Annotated in this window: 19 protein-coding genes; 9 read left to right on the top strand and 10 right to left on the bottom strand. The window is 35.4% G+C overall.

Translation table 11 applies throughout. The features are described from left to right. The first annotated feature begins 214 nt into the window (after positions 1 to 214). From BW926_RS08505 to BW926_RS08495, 3 genes are all read left to right on the top strand, one after another. Positions 215 to 811 carry a 1-acyl-sn-glycerol-3-phosphate acyltransferase gene (locus BW926_RS08505; protein WP_076446172.1) on the top strand — a complete coding sequence of 199 codons (597 nt, stop codon included), beginning with the start codon at positions 215 to 217 and terminating at the stop codon, positions 809 to 811. Positions 812 to 903: 92 nt separating this feature from the next. Next, a complete protein-coding gene (locus BW926_RS08500; RefSeq protein WP_076446170.1) occupies positions 904 to 1344 on the top strand; it encodes a PaaI family thioesterase in 441 nt (146 codons plus the stop codon). Between the two features lie 184 nt (positions 1345 to 1528). Further along, complete coding sequence (locus tag BW926_RS08495; protein WP_076446168.1) at positions 1529 to 2497, top strand: chorismate-binding protein; 969 nt, start codon at positions 1529 to 1531, stop codon at positions 2495 to 2497. A 72-nt stretch (positions 2498 to 2569) separates the two neighbouring features. Here BW926_RS08495 and BW926_RS08490 read toward each other — a convergent pair whose 3' ends face one another. The 10 genes from BW926_RS08490 to BW926_RS08445 all read right to left on the bottom strand — a co-directional run bounded on the left by BW926_RS08490 (position 2570) and on the right by BW926_RS08445 (position 11337). Then, entirely contained in the window at positions 2570 to 2764 is a 195-nt protein-coding gene (locus BW926_RS08490) for a hypothetical protein (RefSeq protein ID WP_076446166.1), read from the bottom strand. Positions 2765 to 2769: 5 nt separating this feature from the next. Continuing rightward, complete coding sequence (locus tag BW926_RS08485; RefSeq protein WP_076446163.1) at positions 2770 to 3372, bottom strand: MarC family protein; 603 nt, start codon at positions 3370 to 3372, stop codon at positions 2770 to 2772. 44 nt (positions 3373 to 3416) lie between these two features. Then, positions 3417 to 5156 carry a BatD family protein gene (locus BW926_RS08480; protein ID WP_076446161.1) on the bottom strand — a complete coding sequence of 580 codons (1740 nt, stop codon included), beginning with the start codon at positions 5154 to 5156 and terminating at the stop codon, positions 3417 to 3419. After that, a complete protein-coding gene (locus BW926_RS08475; protein WP_076446159.1) occupies positions 5156 to 5899 on the bottom strand; it encodes a tetratricopeptide repeat protein in 744 nt (247 codons plus the stop codon). The genes BW926_RS08480 and BW926_RS08475 overlap by 1 nt, the downstream gene beginning before the upstream one ends. Positions 5900 to 5998: 99 nt before the next feature. Then, complete coding sequence (locus BW926_RS08470; protein WP_076446157.1) at positions 5999 to 7006, bottom strand: vWA domain-containing protein; 1008 nt, start codon at positions 7004 to 7006, stop codon at positions 5999 to 6001. Beyond that, positions 7006 to 7998, bottom strand: coding sequence for a VWA domain-containing protein (locus tag BW926_RS08465; protein ID WP_076446155.1), 993 nt, complete (start codon positions 7996 to 7998; stop codon positions 7006 to 7008). The genes BW926_RS08470 and BW926_RS08465 overlap by 1 nt, the downstream gene beginning before the upstream one ends. Further along, on the bottom strand, positions 7991 to 8887 hold the full coding sequence (locus BW926_RS08460; protein ID WP_076446153.1) for a BatD family protein: 897 nt from the start codon (positions 8885 to 8887) through the stop codon (positions 7991 to 7993). The genes BW926_RS08465 and BW926_RS08460 overlap by 8 nt, the downstream gene beginning before the upstream one ends. Positions 8888 to 8965: 78 nt before the next feature. Beyond that, positions 8966 to 9829 (bottom strand): DUF58 domain-containing protein, encoded by an 864-nt coding sequence (locus tag BW926_RS08455; protein ID WP_076446151.1) that lies wholly within the window; start codon positions 9827 to 9829, stop codon positions 8966 to 8968. Between the two features lie 51 nt (positions 9830 to 9880). Further along, positions 9881 to 10333 (bottom strand): GNAT family N-acetyltransferase, encoded by a 453-nt coding sequence (locus BW926_RS08450; protein WP_076446149.1) that lies wholly within the window; start codon positions 10331 to 10333, stop codon positions 9881 to 9883. Next, complete coding sequence (locus BW926_RS08445; RefSeq protein ID WP_076446147.1) at positions 10333 to 11337, bottom strand: AAA family ATPase; 1005 nt, start codon at positions 11335 to 11337, stop codon at positions 10333 to 10335. The genes BW926_RS08450 and BW926_RS08445 overlap by 1 nt, the downstream gene beginning before the upstream one ends. A gap of 251 nt (positions 11338 to 11588) precedes the next feature. On the opposite strand from BW926_RS08445, the gene BW926_RS08440 reads away from it, so the two are divergent. From BW926_RS08440 to BW926_RS08415, 6 genes are all read left to right on the top strand, one after another. Beyond that, on the top strand, positions 11589 to 12062 hold the full coding sequence (locus tag BW926_RS08440) for a DinB family protein (protein ID WP_076446145.1): 474 nt from the start codon (positions 11589 to 11591) through the stop codon (positions 12060 to 12062). 113 nt (positions 12063 to 12175) lie between these two features. Beyond that, the gene (gene rlmB / locus BW926_RS08435; protein WP_076446143.1) at positions 12176 to 12928 is read left to right on the top strand and encodes a 23S rRNA (guanosine(2251)-2'-O)-methyltransferase RlmB; all 753 of its coding nucleotides are present in this window, start codon (positions 12176 to 12178) and stop codon (positions 12926 to 12928) included. A gap of 25 nt (positions 12929 to 12953) precedes the next feature. Further along, the gene (locus BW926_RS08430; protein ID WP_076446141.1) at positions 12954 to 14006 is read left to right on the top strand and encodes a DUF6263 family protein; all 1053 of its coding nucleotides are present in this window, start codon (positions 12954 to 12956) and stop codon (positions 14004 to 14006) included. A gap of 102 nt (positions 14007 to 14108) precedes the next feature. Then, on the top strand, positions 14109 to 14336 hold the full coding sequence (locus BW926_RS08425; protein ID WP_076446139.1) for a hypothetical protein: 228 nt from the start codon (positions 14109 to 14111) through the stop codon (positions 14334 to 14336). 22 nt (positions 14337 to 14358) lie between these two features. Next, positions 14359 to 16896, top strand: a complete 2538-nt coding sequence (locus tag BW926_RS08420) for a YfhO family protein (RefSeq protein ID WP_076446137.1) — start codon at positions 14359 to 14361, stop codon at positions 16894 to 16896. 107 nt (positions 16897 to 17003) lie between these two features. Then, positions 17004 to 18308, top strand: coding sequence for a glycosyltransferase family protein (locus tag BW926_RS08415; RefSeq protein ID WP_076446135.1), 1305 nt, complete (start codon positions 17004 to 17006; stop codon positions 18306 to 18308). Positions 18309 to 18441 lie beyond the last annotated feature (133 nt).

Here is an 18441-nt window from a genome sequence, read left to right as displayed (position 1 = left end):
CGTATGTCAATAAAAAATTTTACATTTGTCTAGAAAAAAATGATAACCAAAAACACTCAAAAAAATATTAAATAATCATGATACAATTAGCATTAGAAATAGTAATAAAAATTGTTGATTTAATCAGCAGTTTATTTTAAGAGCGATAATATTTCAATATATTTGTAAAGTATAACCACTTTGGTTATACTTTTTTGTTATTAATTCAAAGTATATGAGAAAACTGATTGGCAGACTGATGTTAAAAATAATGGGTTGGAAAGTCGTTCTTCAAGGCGATGTAAACAACCTGAACCGATGTATTCTCGTTGTAGCCCCGCATACACACAACATGGAATACCTTTTGGGGAATCTTGCCTATTGGACATTGAAGAAACCGTTGAAAATCATTATTAAAGACGCTCATACCAAAGCCTGGTACGGTGGAATTGTAAAAGGCCTTGGTGGAATCGGGATTGACCGAAGTCAGAAAAACGACCTTGTCAATTTCGTTGCAAAACAGTTTGAAAAAGATGATTTTAGTCTAGTAATCACCCCAGAAGGTACAAGAAGCTGGGTTCCAAAATGGAGAAAAGGTTTTTATCATATGGCCTTGGCAGCGAAGGTTCCTATTGTTTTAGCAGCCGGAGATTTCAAAAGAAAAATCATATATCTGGGTTATACTATTCCTTATGAAAGAATAGCATCAGTCCCTTTTGCAGAAATCATGCAGGAAATACAGGAATATTATGTAAAAAACGATATCGTCCCAAAAGTCCCGGAAAACTGGAACCCGAATATTATGGGGAATGATTCTGAAGCAAATGGCTAAAAGGCAGATGCTAGAAGTTTTGAAATTAAGTTTTCAATCTTAGTCTTAACCTTAGTTTTAATTATCTATTACCAATTACTCATATTTAAAACATGTACTACACTAAAGATAAATCAAAAGAAGAAATATTAGCCTTTTTAAACAGCTGGGGCGATGAGGTGACTTTAGCAAAAACCTTAGAAATAAAGTTCATCGATATTGATATAGAAAACGAAACTATGATCGCAACCATGCCTGTTCAGCCAAAAGTACACCAGCCCTTCGGGATATTACACGGCGGGGCAAGCTGTGTATTGGCAGAAACTATGGGCTCAAGCCTGTCTAATATCTTCATTGACGGCGAAAAATACTACGGTGTGGGAACCAACATTAATTCTAATCATTTAAGAAGCAAAAAAGATGGAATGCTAACAGCCTTTGCAAGATTCATCAGAAAAGGAAAAACGATGCACGTTTCAGAGATTGAAATCCGTGATGAAAAAGGCCAACTCATCAACCATACCACGATGACGAATAATATTATTAATAAATAAATTTAATTTAAAAAAAAGGGATCAAAAAATTGAGCTTTTTGTTTATAAATACAGCTATTTTACTAAAAAACAACTCATTAGATTTTGATATCTTTAAAACCAGTAATACCTTTGCAAAAAGAAAAGTCAATCTTTAAATTTCGGATATCATTTCAAAGCCTTGATTTTCTAAAAGCATTACAAAATGATTTATTTCAAATTTCCATTCGACGAAAAACTGTATTCCACGGACGAAAATCCAACAGAAAATCACATTAGTTTTTATTCTTTTGACAGTTTAAACCCAATTGATTTTAAAGGAAAACTCATTGAATTACAGCCAGAAATATTTGACCAGACAGTTATTTCCAGTAAATCTTTATCAAAAGACAACAACAATTTTATTGCCGAAACAAAAGATGAATATTTAAAAAACCTTGAAAAAGTTATTAAGATTATAAAAGAAAATAATCTTCCCAAGTTAGTTTATTCAAGAAGAAAAATTTTCACAGATTTTAATGAGATCGATTTAAAAGAGAGTTTTAAAAAACTTTGCCAGTTTTATCCAAATGCTTTCCGCTACATCTTTATCGGTGAAGAAAATTCCTGGATGGGAGCCTTTTCAGAAGTGTTGGGAAAATTCAATAAGAAAACCCATGAATTTAAAACAATGAGCCTTGCCGGCACCATGCCTGTGTCAGAAAACTGGTCAGAAAAAGAGATAGAAGAGCAAAAGCCCGTTACAGAGTATATCAGGAATATTTTAAATAATTATTCGGAAAATGTGGAAGAATCTAAAACATATGATCACATTTCCGGAAATATAAAACATTTAAGAACCGATTTTAAAGCAAAAATACACCCTGAAAAATTAGATCAAATCATTAAAGACCTGCACCCGACACCCGCCGTCTGCGGAATCCCAAAAGACTTTTGTAAGGAAAATATTCAGAAGATTGAAAAGGTTTCGAGAGAATTGTATGCAGGCTATATTAAAATTGAAACAGAAGAAACCGTTCAATATTTTGTTAACCTGAGGTGCTCAAAACTGTACAGAGATTCTGTACATTCATTTGTAGGAGGCGGAATTACGGCCCAAAGCAACCCAGAAAAAGAATGGACGGAAACGGAACTGAAATCAGAAGTAGTTTTAAAAAATCTGGTTACTTTATAAGCTTCAAATAACTATCATCAACAAAAATCTCCTTCAAAACTGAAAGAGATTTTTTTATATTCTAAAAGCCAATTACTTTTTTACTCCTATTTTACTCCAGGTATTCATTACAAGAAGTAAAATAAGCCCAATTACAGCTGAGGCAATTGAAAATACAAACTTCAGATTATCTTCAGATAAAATTTCTGACTGCCAGTCCAGAGCGTACAGGTTTATTGCAATAAATACAACAAACAAAACTAAAAATACTTTATAAAACTTCTGCATAATTCTTAAAAATTAATATAAGTCTGCACCAATTGTGCAAAGTTTGCGGTGAATAATTTAATAGAGATCGCCAACAGGATGATTCCGAAAACTTTCTGTAAGATCGCCAATGTGGCATCCCCCATTTTCTTCTCCAACCAAGTCGCGGATTTCAGCACCAAATATACAAAAATTGTATTGAGAATTATACCAAAAATAATATTAATATCGTGAAATTCAGCTTTCAATGACAATGTTGTCGTAAGTGTTCCTGCTCCGGCTACCAATGGAAAAGCAATAGGAACAATAGAGGCAGATCTTGCTTCTGAAGTTTTATTTATTTCGATACCTAAAATCATCTCCAGGGCAATGATAAAAATTACGAATGCCCCGGCAATCGCAAAAGAATTTACATCAACTCCGATAAATTTTAGAATTTTATTCCCTACAAAAAGGAAAATAAGCATAATAAGACCTGCAGTAACAGATGCCCTTTCGGCTTCTATCTGCCCAAATTTTTGCTTAAGACTTACAATAATCGGGATAGAACCAATAATGTCAATCACCGCAAAAAGAACCATAAAACAGGTAACGATCTCTTTTATAGAAAAATCATTAAATATTTCCATCTCTTTGTAATTAATAATTTCGCAAAAATATGAAAATAAAATGATTATTTGCTAATCCGTGAGTATAAATTAACGATATCTTTCAAAAGCTCCTCAAATCCTTCAACAGATTTTACCGGCGCATATTTCTCGATTTGAATTCTTCGGGTAAGGTTTCTGTATTCCTCTGCAACAGCAGATCCTTTATAGCTTTCAAGGAAATTCCCGAAATCCTCTGCAGAGTTTTGGAAATACTGATTTCTCACTTCAGAATCAAATTCATCAACTACCTGGAAAAACTTCTGATAATCTTTATTGTCTTTAAGGTTTTCCAAATAACTGAAATAATCATTAACATCAGTTTTTAATCTTTCACGGATTTCGTTTTCCGTTTCGGCAACAGAACCTAAAGGTCTCTCTAGTGTGATTTTTTTAATTAATTTACGTTTTTTTTGCCAAGTTTTAAATAAAAGATAAACTATAAATAATCCTAGCAAAATAGCAATATTAATTAAAAATATATTCCAATGAAATTTGTTTTTTTCTTTTACTTTAAATGAGGTTGTTTTCAGAACAGGCGTATTTACTGTTTCTAAAAAATTATTTGTGTATTCATTCACACGTTCCACCGTCGTTCTGGACTCCAGGATCTGCTCATGGGAAAATGTATTCACAGCCAGCGTCTGTTGACCAATATCTACATATTCTTTACTCGAAGGATCAAAATATGCAAACTGTTCTGTTTTTATTGAAATCTCACCAGCTTTTTTAGGAATTACGATATAATTCGCTAAAATTTCTCCTTCCATTCCATTCATCCCCACATTTACTTTTGAAGTAATTTTCGGAGTAAAAACTTCGTAGTCACGAGATGCAGCGATTTTCGGAAGCTCCATATTTTTAAGGTTTCCTTTACCGCTTACTTTTACAATAATGTTAATTGGTTTTTTAATTTCCGCTTTCTCCTTAGAAGCGTTGTAAATATTTACATTAAAATTTCCAACAGCATTCTTGAAGTATTCCGGAGAACCTTCAGGTAGCTTTTTTACATTGATCTTTACCTTATTGGAAACAATTTTACTTTTATTGGAATAGGAATGTAAAGAAGCTGAAACTCCAGGAACTTCAACAAATCCCGCTTCATTAGGAAACAGCATGAACACCGCCAGAATCTGTGAAGCCATATTTCCGTAATCTGAAGGATCAATCTCTGATTTCGCAAAGCTTACGGGGTAAACATTCAGGTTATCTTTCTCGGGAAGGTGTATATTTTTAACCTTTCTGAAGTTATCCATATTTTTGGAATACACCTTCAGAACCGCTATGGTCGGCTCATCCTGGTAAACCTCCCGGTCTTCAATTTCCATGTTCAGATAAACATCTCTTGAAATATTATTGCTTGCTACAGATTTTTTATCTATATCCTTTACGATGATGTCAAAGGGTTCTGTTTTATAGATCTTATTATTGATTGTTACCAGAAATGATCCTACCCTCACCTTTCCTTTCTGCTTTGGCTCAAGGGCTAATCTTGTAACTGATTGAGAAATGACGGTATTGGTTTCCGGATCTACAAATGCATTATTCACAGATCCGCTCCCGATAAGATTGAACTTTGAAAAATCCGGCAGACGTAATTTGGTCTGCTGATTATATTCGCTGCCTTCGATTTCAAGAACAATATTTAGATTGATAACTTCGTTTCCGTTGTATGTTGTTTTATCCTGAACTACAGAAAGATTGACCTGTCCGTAAGAAATTACGGAAGTAAAAAAGAATAATATGTAAAAAAATCTATTCTGCATCACCAATCTTTCTCGTTGCTCTCAGGCATCGAATAAGAATTTTTATTCAAAATTCTTCTGGCAGTTTCTTTTTCTTTGTCGCTTACTTTATCGAGTATTTGATTTTCCAGACCTTTTGGAATTTTGCCTTCATTGTTTTGGCTTTGGTTAGGATCATTTCCCTGTCCTTTGCCTTGATTTTGCTGGCCCTGCCCCTGATTTTGTTTTTGATCTTTAGGATTACCTTTTTGATCATTATTTTGCTGTTGGTCTTTTCCACCACCTCCTTTACCAGAGTTATTTTGCTGTTGCTTTTTTTGTTGATTTTCTTTTTCCTTCAGCTTTGCAATTTCATAATTTTTTCTTGTTGGTTCGCTGTAGGGGTTTTGTTTCAGGGATTGCTTATAAAAATCCGCAGCCTTTTCCGGCTGGTTCATCTGCATATAAGTATTTCCCAGGTTATGAAGAACTGCTGCTTTATCGGGAAGTGTCTGGGAAAGCTTTTGAGCTTTTTCGTATTCCGTTTTTGCTTCTTCGTATTTTTTATTTTTGTATAAAGCATTTCCTAAATTGTAGTGTGCTGCAAAGTCTTTTCCATTGGCTTTTATTGCTTCCATGTATTTAGAAGATGCCCCATCATAGTCTTTACCGTTGAATTTTTCGTTGCCTTCATATACTAGAGTCCTATAGTTTTTCTGCCCATACAGAAATCCCGAGAACGTGAAAGCAATAATAAACGATAAAAAAATGATTTTAGTATTCATTAAATGCAAAATTATTCCTTTATATGTTAATAAACAGGTCTTTAATTGTTAAAATTGGGTTAAAGTAATGACTCAAAACTCCTACCAAGAATCTGAATATTAAAGATTAAAATCTCTTTTAGGATTAAAAATATAAATTAAAAAGAAGAAAAATATAGAAACAGCCAAAAAATATTGATAATAATGATTGGCATTTTGAGACTTTACAAGTGTTTCGGACGTTCCTTGTTTTTTACTTAAAGCATCGATAATCCTGTCGGGGGCTTCATTGATGTTATTCCCATCAATATATGATCCACCGGTAGACTGGGCCATTTTTTTCAAAGCTTCCGTCTGCCTTTTTGAGATAACGGTTTGTCCATTTATATCACTTTTATACCCCATTAATTGCCCGAAAACATATTCCGGAACCGGAGCTCCTTCATCTGTTCCGACGCCTACGGAAGTGATCATAATCCCCTCACGGTTGGCTAGTTTAATAGTCGCCGCATCATTTCCTTCATTATCTTCCCCATCACTTAGAAGAACAACTTTTCGAGCGTCTTTGCTTATATTTTTAAACTTTTGAACAGCCGTTTTTATTCCATTTAAAAAATCTGTTCCCTGAATCTGCATCGAGTTGGTTTCTATCCCGCTGATGTAAGTTTCCGCAGAGTTATAATCTGTTGTTAAAGGCATAATAGAAGTAGCCTGACCTGCAAAAATAACGATTCCCACTTTATCATTCTTCATCTTCTGCATGGTCTGGATCATAAGGTTTTTTGCTTCCGTAAGACGACTGGGATTGATATCTTCCGCATTCATAGAATTAGAAACATCCAGCATAAAAATCACATTATTTAACCTTTGATTGGATTTAATTTCTTCGGAACCGCTTAATAAATCGATGATTGAAAAGATTAAAAATAATGTACCTAGTAGATATAAAGCTGGGAAAAATTTCGTAAAACCAGATCTTTTTTCAAATAAATTTTCATGAAACTGGCTATCTGCAAAAATTTCTCTCTTATTTTTTTTCCACTTTAAATAACGGATCAAAAAGAAAGCTAAAAGTGGCAAAAGCAACAGCAAAAACAAATACCAATAATTACCTAAATACCAATTCATTAACTTAAAATTTTATAAAAAACCCATCTCAATAAAGCATCTAGAAACAGCATTCCTAATGCAATCCAAAGGAAAATTTTAAAATATTCCTCATAATTATATAATTTGGAAACTTTTACATCAGATTTCTCCAATTGATTAATTTCATCATAGACCTCTCCCAAACTGCTGTTTGATGTCGCTCTGAAATATTTTCCGCCCGTCATCTGGGCAATTTCCTTTAAGACCGGCTCATCAATTTTCACTTCCGTTTCCGTAAAAACCAAATCCCCAAAAATATCCGTCTGAGTCGGCATTAAGGCATACCCATTCGTTCCGATCCCGATAGAATATACTTTGATCCCGTTATTTTTTGCCAGTTCCGCTGCAATAGCTGGAGGCATAGCATTTTCAATAGTGTTGACACCATCCGTCATAAGGATGATGATCTTACTTTTTGCCTTGCTGTTTTTTAAATGATTCACCGCTACCGAAAGCCCTTCCCCAATAGCAGTTCCTGGCTGCAGCTCCAAAGGATTTAAATTCTGCAGCTCGTCGATTACCACCTGATGATCAGAAGTTACAGGAACTTTGGTGAATGCTTCCCCCGAATAGGTCACTAAACCCAATCTGTCATTCGGTCTTTTTTCAACAAATTTTATGGCAATATCTTTCAGGGCTGTTAAACGATCCGGTGTTAAATCTTTCGCCAGCATGCTTAACGAGACATCGACGGACAGCATGATATCAATCCCTTTGGTATCATCCCTGTCTTGAGAAACGGTAAAAGTTCGCGGCCTAGCCATCGCTATAATCAGGGCGGAAAGAATAATGTATTTTGAAATTTTAAGAAAAAACATTACCCTCTGGATTCCTCCGCTGCCAGCCATATTGTTGACTGTAGGTACTTTGATCCCATTTTTTTTCTGCTTGCTTACATCCCTAAAAAAAAGAGGAATGAACAGCAGAAAAAGCGCTAAAAACCACGGACTATAAAATTCAAAATTAAACATCCTTTCTCAATTTTTCGAATTCCAGATCTTTTGAAGACCTTTTTACAAAATCTCTAATGTCTGTCAAATCTTTCTCCATAGTCACCTGATCCGGAAAAGTTTTCGCAAATTTTACCAGGTCACCTCTTAAAAATACATCTTCTACCACGCGCTCATTTTCCTGAGAAATCGTATTATTTTTTTTCATTAAATCAATCAAATCATCTGTCAGCAGAACATCGGCAGGCAAATGGTATTGTTTAGCGATAAATTTTCGTGAAATATCGATCAGTTCAACATAAAATGAACGATAATCTCCATTTTCCACATATTTTTTCTTTTTAAGCGAATCCAGCTCTTTCAGAGTCTGATTCGTTGCGACGACAGGCGAATCTTTAGACTTCCTGCCATACCTTACAAACATGACAATGGCAATAATCAAACAGATAATAGCAATCGCTGCCAAAATATAAAACTTGTACAGCTGCCAGTAATCAGTCACTTCAAGCTTTACGTCTTTATTATTTATAATGTCATTGATCTGATCAGCTTTCTGAGCTGTATTGATCACATCAATTTCGTAAGGAATTGTTTTTAAAACCCTTTGCCCAACCTTGAATTCAAGCTCGGGAATAGTAAATTTCCCTTCCTCAAAAACGGCAAATTCAATTCTTCGGTAATAAATATCAGGAGTCTGCGAAATACTGTCTTTCACCTCCTCAAAATGAAAAGGCAGCAATTCATTTTCAGGAGCCGCGGAAACTTTTTCATTCTTAAGATTATTGATGGTCACAACAATATGATTCACCTCTCCCAAAGCGATAGTCTTTTTTTCCACGCTGGAAGAAAGAATCTGTGAAAAGGCATTCGCACAGATTACAAAGCAAAATATAAATAATAGTTTTCTCAATTTAAATAATAAGTTTTGGCTAAAGCCTAATGTTTATCTCTTAATTATGAAATGGGCTAAAGCCCATTCCTATTGATATTATTTCTTCTGAAAATAATTATACAATAATTTCGAATAATCCGAACCCGTATTAATATTCATAAAACTCGCAGAACTATTGTTAAAATCATCCTCCAAAGCCCTTAATTTTTTCTTTTGAGCCTCTGCAAAAGTATATCTCCATCTTGCACTGGAAGTATTTGCCCAGACCTGTTTTCCTGTTTCGGCATCATATAATAAAGTATAGCCCACATCCGGAATCTCATTGTCTTTTTCGTCAAAAATCCTCATTCCCAGCAACTGATGCTTTTTGGATACCACTCTCAGCATTTTAGAATCATATTCATCTTCAAAATCCGAGAACAGGAAAACTAAGGATTTTCTTTTAAAAATTCCCATCATATATTCCATCGCTTTATCAATTTTTGATACGGCGGGTACATAATCTGCCGTCAGAATAGTGCTGATAATCGAAAGAATATGCTTTCTTCCTTTTTGTGGAGGAATCACTTTATATACCTTCTCAGCGAATAAAATCAGCCCTACTTTATCATTATTTCCTGCTGCCGAAAAGCCTAAGCTTGCCGCAATTTCCGCTACATATTCCCTTTTCAGCTGAGTTTTTGTCCCGTAATCCATCGAAGCGGAAATATCTACCAGCAACATCATCGTCAGCTCCCTTTCCTCCTCCATTACTTTTACAAAGGGTTCACGGAATCGCGCCGTCTTATTCCAGTCAATTCTTCGGATTTCATCCCCGAATTGATATGGACGAACCTCCGAGAAGGTCATTCCCAGTCCTTTAAAAGCACTATGATATTGCCCCATCAAAGTAGCTTCCGTTTTCTTTCGGGTACGGATTTCTATCTGCTTGACTTTTTTTACAATATCTTTTATTTTCATTTAGGTAATAGATTTTAGATTACAGCTTGCAGGTCATAACTCATAACTAATTTAAAACTCCACAGACACATTAAACCATTCATCATCAAATTTCGGGTTATATTTTTTATAGAAATTAATGGCCGGCTCGTTCCAGTTCAATACCTGCAAAACCATGCCGCTGTATTGATTGGATTTTCCGTATTCCAGCGTTGCATCAAATAACTTCTTACCGATCTGCTTTCCTCTTAGCTTTTCCGTCACCACCAGGTCTTCCAGATACAATCTTCTTCCCTTCCATGTTGAATATCTGTTGTAATACAAGGAAATCCCAACAATTTCTTCATTAAATTCCGCAACGAAAGCTCCCCAAACGGGCGATTTTCCGAATCCATCTTCAATAAATTGTTCTAAAGTTAAAGTAACTTCGTGCAAAGCCTTTTCATAATCAGCCAATTCTTTGATTAACTCCAGCATTGAAGCGCAATCCTCCCGAACCGCTTTTCTAATCACCACTTCACTCATTACGGAGCCTGGATTTTCGCTAAAATTCTGTTGATAATTTCTTCTGATGAAACTTCTTCTGCCTCAGCTTCGAAAGTTAGACCAATTCTGTGTCTCAACACATCTTTCGCCAATTCTTTTACATCCTCAGGAATCACAAAAGCCCTTCCCTTTAAGAAGGCGTACGCCCTTGAAGCTATAGCCAGGTTAATCGATGCCCTTGGAGAAGCACCAAAACCAATATAATTTTTAAGCTCAGAAAGACCGTAATTTTCCGGGAAACGGGTTGCAAAAACCATATCCAGGATATATTTTTCAATTTTTTCGTCAAGATAGATCTGATTGATCAATTTCTTTGCTTCGACGATATGTTCAAGAGAGATTACCGGCTTTACTGCTGGCTGATGGGAAGTAGAAACCATTCTCATTACCGTTCTTTCATCTTCAAATTTAGGATAATCAACGGTGCATTTTAGCATAAAACGGTCGCTTTGTGCTTCCGGTAAAAGATATGTACCTTCCTGGTCGATCGGGTTTTGTGTTGCCAGCACCAGAAACGGTTTTGGAAGCTGCATGGTTTCATCGCCGATGGTCACCTGCTTTTCCTGCATCACCTCCAATAAGGCAGACTGTACTTTTGCAGGAGCACGGTTGATCTCATCTGCCAGCACAAAATTGGCAAAAACAGGACCTCTTTTGATGGAAAAATCATTGTCCTTCACATTATAAATCATGGTTCCCACGACATCTGCAGGAAGCAAGTCCGGGGTAAACTGAATTCTTGAGAACTCACCATGAACGGCATTTGCAAGTGTTTTTATTGCCAGTGTTTTGGCTAATCCCGGAACCCCTTCCAAAAGAATGTGGCCATTCCCCAAAAGACCTATGAGAAGTCGGTCTATCATATATTCCTGCCCGATAATGACTTTATTGATTTCCTGTCTCAGAAGAGAAAAAAAGTAATTTGCTTCTTTTACCTGCTCCGTCAATTGACGAATGTCTTCAGCTTGATTTATCTCTGACATAGCTTAAATTAAAATAATGGGTAAATTTCCAATAAATACTTGCATTAATCAACATAAAAAATGCCATATTTGAGTTAAAGTTTGTTAAATATTCCAGCATTAATGCAAGATTCAGAATAGAATAAACCTTAAAACTCAATATGATTATAAATATTTTTCATAAAAATATATAAATTTTGCTTTAATCCGGCGTTTAAAAATTGTCATTTACAGTTTATTAAACTATTTTTGGTGATTAAAATTTCTGCAAAATGAATTATCATTTTCAAGCTCACAGGCAAGTACGGAAGAATCTCTTAGAAATCTTGCAAAACACTTCTCATGAAGACCTTTTGCTGATTCCGGATGGTTTCAATAATAATCTTTACTGGAATATTGCGCATACCGTTGCTACCCAGCAGCTTTTGCATTATTACCTTAGTGGAAATCCTTTCAGAATTGATAAATACTGGGTTGAAACCTATAAAAAAGGCACGCTTCCCAACTTGGATGTGCAAAAATCAGAAGTAGAAGATCTCGAATTTTTATTAGTGGAGACATCGAAAATTTTAATGAAAGATTATGACAGCGATTTCTTTTCAGACTACACGCCCTACACTACAAGCTTTGGGATGGATCTGAAAAGTATTCAGGATGCAATTATTTTCAATAATATGCACGAGAGCTTGCATTATGGCTATGCACTGGCACAGAAAAGAGCAATTTTAGGAGAAAAAGGAAGATAGTTAAAAGGTGAATTTTGCTTCGCAAGTCAATGAAGAAAAAATGAATTTCAACATAATCAATTGACTTACAAAGTAAAATTGACATTTGACAATTTACTATTTAAATTATTAAAATGACAGATAAAAAAGACGATTTTATTTTCGGGCTGCGTCCCGTGATTGAAGCTATTGAAGCGGGAAAAACAATTGACAAGGTGTTTGTGCAGAATGCGCTGCAAGGCCCTATTTATGCTGAACTAAAGGCAATTTTAGCTAAAAATAAAATCCGTCCCAATTATGTTCCGGTTGAAAAGCTCAATCGTTTTACAAGAAAAAACCATCAGGGTGTGGTGGCTTTCATATCTGATGTTCCGTTTCATAAGGTGGAAGATATTGTGCCTCAATTATTTGAAGAGGGAAAAACTCCATTTTTATTGATTTTGGACCGATTGACAGACGTTCGAAATTTCGGGGCGATCTGCAGAACTGCTGAATGTGTAGGAGTTGACGCCGTGATCATCCCTGAAAAAGGCGCTGCACCGATTAATTCTGATGCGATAAAAACTTCTGCCGGAGCGCTTTACAATGTGAAAATCTGTAAAGAAAACAACTTGGCTCATGTTGTAGATTTCCTTCAGCAAAGCGGGATTTCTGTATATGCAGCGAGCGAAAAAGCAGAAAAAATGATCTATGATGTAGATTTTACAGAACCTTGCGCCATCGTTATGGGAAATGAGGAAACCGGTATTTCTAAAGAAGTTCTGCATCATTCAGACGAAAAAATAAAACTTCCTATTGAAGGAAAAACACAATCTTTAAATGTTTCTGTAGCCTGTGGCGCCATTCTGTATGAAGCTGTAAGACAGAAAATTATGAAAAATAATTAATTCGATAACATTAAAATTTTAAACAATGAAAAACATAGCAGCATTAGCGCTGATCTCAACGATAGTATTAGTTTCATGTAATAAAAAAGAAACCGCAAAAATTACAAAAGTAGATCCGAAAACAGGAAAAACAATCACTGTCGAAGTTCCGGCGGATTCTGTGGCAAAAGTTGCTGAAAATCCTGCAATTAAAGATTCTGCGGGGATTTATACACAGAATTTTAAATTAGAAAAAGGAAAAACTTATCCTTTGACAACGTATCAGAGAGACACCAAAACAATGACGGATCCTCAGGGAAAAACAATGAACGGAACAAGCGAATCTACGGATGAAATGTCTTTCACAGTGAATGATATCAAAGGAAATGTATATGACATCACTTTGAACCTTATTGCAAAAAGAAACTCCCAAACCTCACAGGGAAAAACAATTGTTGTAGATACAAAACAGTCTATACCAAAGGAAAATGACTTGAAAATGATCTGGAACATCAATAAAGCTTTGACCGGAAACAAGTTAAATATGAAAATGGATACAAAAGGAAACGTAATCTCCATTACAGGTTTTGACGCAGTTTATAATAAGGTTTTAAGTTCTATCGGAACCATTCTTAAGGATAAAAACGAAAAAGAAAGTGTATTGGCCAGCCTTAAGGAATCGTTTAATGAAAAGGTTTTGAAAGATCAGTTCAATAAAAATTTAACGATTATTCCTAAAAAAGGAGTAAAAATCGGTGAAAAATGGACAAACACGGAAAATGCCGACGCTGGCGGAAAAATTAAAGTAACTTCAAATTATATTTTAAAAAGTGTAGGAAACGGTGTTGCGGAAATTGGCGTAACAGGCGGAATTCCTAAAAAAACGGATAAGCAAAAGCAAGGTGAAATCACACACAGCCTTAGCAGCGAGCTTGCACAGAACGGAACAATAAAGTTCGACCAAAATACAGGATGGATCACCAATCAGAACATTAAAGTGGTAACCACTCAGATCGAAACTATTTCAGACGGAAAGCAATCCCAGTCTATGAAAAGTGTTTCCAATTCTTCTGTAATGGTAAATCCTTCGGCGAAGTAAGGAGTAAAAGGGTTGAGTGTTGGAGTGTTTGGAGTTCATAAGTTTAAATAATTAACAATAAACCCTAAACATAAAACCTTAAACTTTAAACATTTATAAATTATGAAGTATATTTTTGAGTTCGTACTCGCAACGATTATCATCTATTTTGTATGGAATATTTTGAAGAGGATTTTCTTTAAAACGTTCTACAGTTATATGTTTAACAACAGACAGGAAAATAGACAGCAGCAGGATCTTAAAAACTCAAATAATACGAAGAAAAAAATCAATTGGGATGCAGAAACCATTGATTATGAAGAGGTAAAAGAAACTAACGACAAAAGATAAAATAAAGATAATAACCATCAGCATGGCGAAAAATAAAAACTTAATTTATATTGCAATTTCACTAGTTGTATTTATAGTTTTAGCATTTTTATATTCTACTCCTGTTTTTACAGGCAAACAGCTTTTCCAGCATGACATCGTGCAGTATCGAGGCGGCGCAAAAGAACTTCTCGACTACAGAGCCGATACCGGAAAAGAAACCTATTGGAGTGATTCCATGTTCGGTGGGATGCCTACTTATCAGATGGGAAGCCAGTTTAAGGGGGATATCATCAAGAAAATCGATTCTAATCTTAATTTCCTTCCAAGGCCGGTCAATTATTTTTTCCTGCTTTTCTCAGGCTTTTTCCTTTTGGGAATGGTTGCCGTAAGAAACTGGAAGTACGCTTTATTAGGAGCAACTTTCTTCGGGCTTTCAACGTATTTTTATATTGCCCTCGCTGCCGGACACAACGGTAAAATCAATACTATTGAATATTTTGCCCCTCTGTTAGCAGGAATTTTATTGGTTTATATCAGAAAACAATACATTTGGGGGTTCATTGTCACTACCCTGTTTATGGGGCTTCAGATTGCCGCGAACCACCCGCAGATGACCTATTATCTTTTCCTTGCTTTAGGATTTTTGTTCTTGTCTGAATTAATCAGAGCAATCCAGAAAAAGACACCGATGAAGCATTTCCTGATTTCTTCAGGAATTATTGCTACATCTTGTCTGATCGGAGTTGGAATGAATTCCCAAAGAATCATGGCCAATTCTGAATACATTAAAGAAACCGTTCGTGGAAAACAAATTTTGACTAACGACAGCCACACCGGCGGAACTTCAGGAATGGATAAGGAAAGCATGCTGATGTGGAGCTACGGAAAACTGGAAACCTTAAACCTCTTCATCCCAAGATTAATGGGCGGCGGAAGCCAGGAACCGGAAGGTAAGGAAATGATGGGTAAAATCCAGGAGATGGTTCAGGAAAATGTAAGCTCTCAGGCTGAATATGACAGAATTTCCAAAGGATTCGGAAGCTTAACCTACTGGGGAGACCAGCCCGGAACTTCAGGACCGGCTTATCAGGGTGCAATCGTCTGTTTCCTTGCTATTTTAGGATTCTTTTTTGCATGGAAAAAATACCGTTACTGGATCTTAGGAGCTTCTATTTTAACTATTTTACTGGCTTGGGGAAGCAATTTCATGTCGCTTTCAGATTTCTTTATTGATTTTGTACCTTTTTATAATAAATTCAGAGCTCCTTCTTCGATACTCGTTGTCGTGGAACTATTATTCCCTTTAATAGCTATCATAGGGCTTTACAGATTCTTTACCGATGAAAAACTTACACAGGAGTACAAACAGAAAATTCTTCTATATGTAGGCGGTGGAACTTTAGGATTAATATTAATTCTTTTATTATTCGGAAAATCATTATTAGGTTTTCATACAGATAACGAAAAAACTTATCTTCCTCCTTTCCTCTTAGATTACCTGGTGGATGAAAGGTTTAAAATGTTCAGGACTGATGCCATTAAAGCGTTCATTTACGTTGCCATTACAGCCGGTGTTTTATTCTTAAGTTTAAAGCAAAAATTAAATCAGAATATTGCTTTAATCATAATCGGAGCGGTAAGCTTATTTGATCTTTGGACCGTAAACAAACGTTATCTAAATGATGATAATTATGTTGATAAAATATTTGCAGAAAACCCTTTTCAGACCGAAAGTTCTGATCTTCTTGCTGAAAAAACACAGGGAAACCCAAGCCTGGAATCTGTCTTAGCCAATGTCAACGTTAATAAAACATTAGAAACGATCGCTGAAAAAGACAAAACGCACTATCGTATTTTCAACAATATTCTGGGGACATTCAGTGAGACGAATACTTCTTACTTCAAATCTTCCATCGGAGGTTATCACGCGGTAAAACTAAGAAGATATGATGATATTATCAATGAATATTTCCAGGTAATGGATTCCGTAAAAGTTCCGAATATCTTGAATTTACTGAATGCAAAATACTGGGTTGTAGACGGCCCGGAACAGCCTCAGGCAATTCCGAACCCGAAAGCAAACGGAAACGCATGGTTTATAAGCGATCTGAAATTTGTAGACTCTCCTAATCAGGAAATTAAAGCAATTGGTATGATTAACAGTAAAAAAACAGCTGTAATTGCCTCTTCTGATAAAAAATATTTTGACGGAAAGCCCGTTCAGGCAGATTCTATGGCATTTATTAATCTAACAAAATACCAACCTAACGAACTTGAATTCAGATCACAATCAAAAACTCCACAATTGGCCGTTTTCTCTGAAATTTATTATCCTCACGGCTGGAAAGTGTTTGTAGACGAAAAAGAAGTTCCTTATATCAAGGCAGATTATCTCCTGCGTGCCGTGCATGTTCCTGCGGGAAGCCATCACGTAAGAATGATATTCGAGCCGGAAGTCATTGAGAAAGGAAAATGGATTTCTCTTATTTCGTTCGGATTTTTTATTTTGTTAAGTGCTTTTGGTATTTTTTGGATGAATAAAAATAAGAAGAAAGAAATTTTAGTAGAAAAAACTTAACGCAGCTTGCCATTCCGTAGAATCAAAATTATAATAAAAAATATTAAAAAACTTTGCTTAGATTCCTACGGAATGACAAAAAGAACACATCGTTTACATTATAATTAATGGAACAAAAAAAAATATTAATCATCACCTACTACTGGCCTCCCGCGGGAGGTCCTGGTGTTCAAAGATGGCTGAAATTCTCAAAATATCTGCCGGAATTCGGATGGAAACCGGTAATTTACACCCCGGAAAACCCAAGCTATCCTTTATTGGATGAAAGCTTAATGAAGGATGTTCCAAAAGATATTGAAATTGTAAAAACTAAAATCTGGGAACCTTATCAATTAGCAGAAAAATTAAATAATAGCAATAAGAAATTCAAAGCCGGGCAGTTTGACCTAGGAAAAAATCAGAGCTGGAAATCAAAGCTTTCTATTTGGGTAAGAGGAAATTTTTTCATACCCGATGCAAGAGTTTTTTGGGTAAAGCCTTCCGCAAAATTTCTTAAGCAATATTTAAAAGAAAATAAAATTGATTTAGTCGTAACTTCCGGACCGCCGCATTCTCTGCATTTAATTGGTTTACGATTAAAAAAGATACTTCCCACTCTGAAATGGGTTGCCGATTTTCGCGATCCCTGGACGGAAATTTCTTACTATAAACATTTAAAACTTACCAAAAGCTCCGACAAAAAACACCGCCATCTGGAAAGCGAGGTCTTCAAAAATGCGGATGTAACATTGGCGACAAGCTATACAGACGCAGAAAATTTCCGTAAAAACGGAGCCAACGCTGTTTGCATCACAAACGGCTTTGATGAAAGCGACTCAAACACTGATACGCTCAAACCCTCCTCAAACCCTTCTCAAAGTTTCACACTTAGCTACATCGGTGTTTTAGAGCAGTTGAGAAATCCTGAAAATCTCTGGAAGGCATTAGATGAACTATTAAAAACAAACTCTGATTTTGCAGATCATTTCAGGTTAAAATTTGCCGGAAGAATTGACGATAAAATTTTAAATCAAATCGAGAATTCTGCTTTAAAAAATCACATTCTGAATTTGGGCTACCTTTCTCATAATAAAGCCGTGGAAGAAATGTGGAAATCTTCGCTTTTATTAATCACTAACTTCCCAAATGAATCTTCAAAAGGAATTATCCCGGGAAAAATATTCGAATATCTGGCTACAGGAAAGCAAATTATTTCGTTTGGGCCGCACAAGGCCGATGTTGCTAAAATTCTTGATGAAACTAAAGCAGGAAAACATTTTAGCTACAATGATTCTGAAACGATTAAAAGTTTTATCCTTGAAAAATTTGAACTTTGGAAAAACGGGAATCTTCTTGAAAATACACAAAATATTGAGCAGTTCTCAAGAAGAAACCTTACTAAAAAATTGGTTGAGATCTTATCTTCACTATAAAAAGCTATAAAATTTTAAATACAAAACAGGTATTTAATGAAGTTGTTTAAACTTATTTAGACAAAAAAGTTCCAAGAAAATTAGCAATTTTGGATTGCAATTTAAAAAACTAATAATCTGGAACTCATCAGTA

It is taken from the genome of Chryseobacterium sp. RU37D (assembly GCF_900156075.1).
Lineage (GTDB): Bacteria > Bacteroidota > Bacteroidia > Flavobacteriales > Weeksellaceae > Chryseobacterium.
Note: the sequence above shows the minus strand (reverse complement) of the source record. Positions and strands in the feature narration are given on the sequence as shown.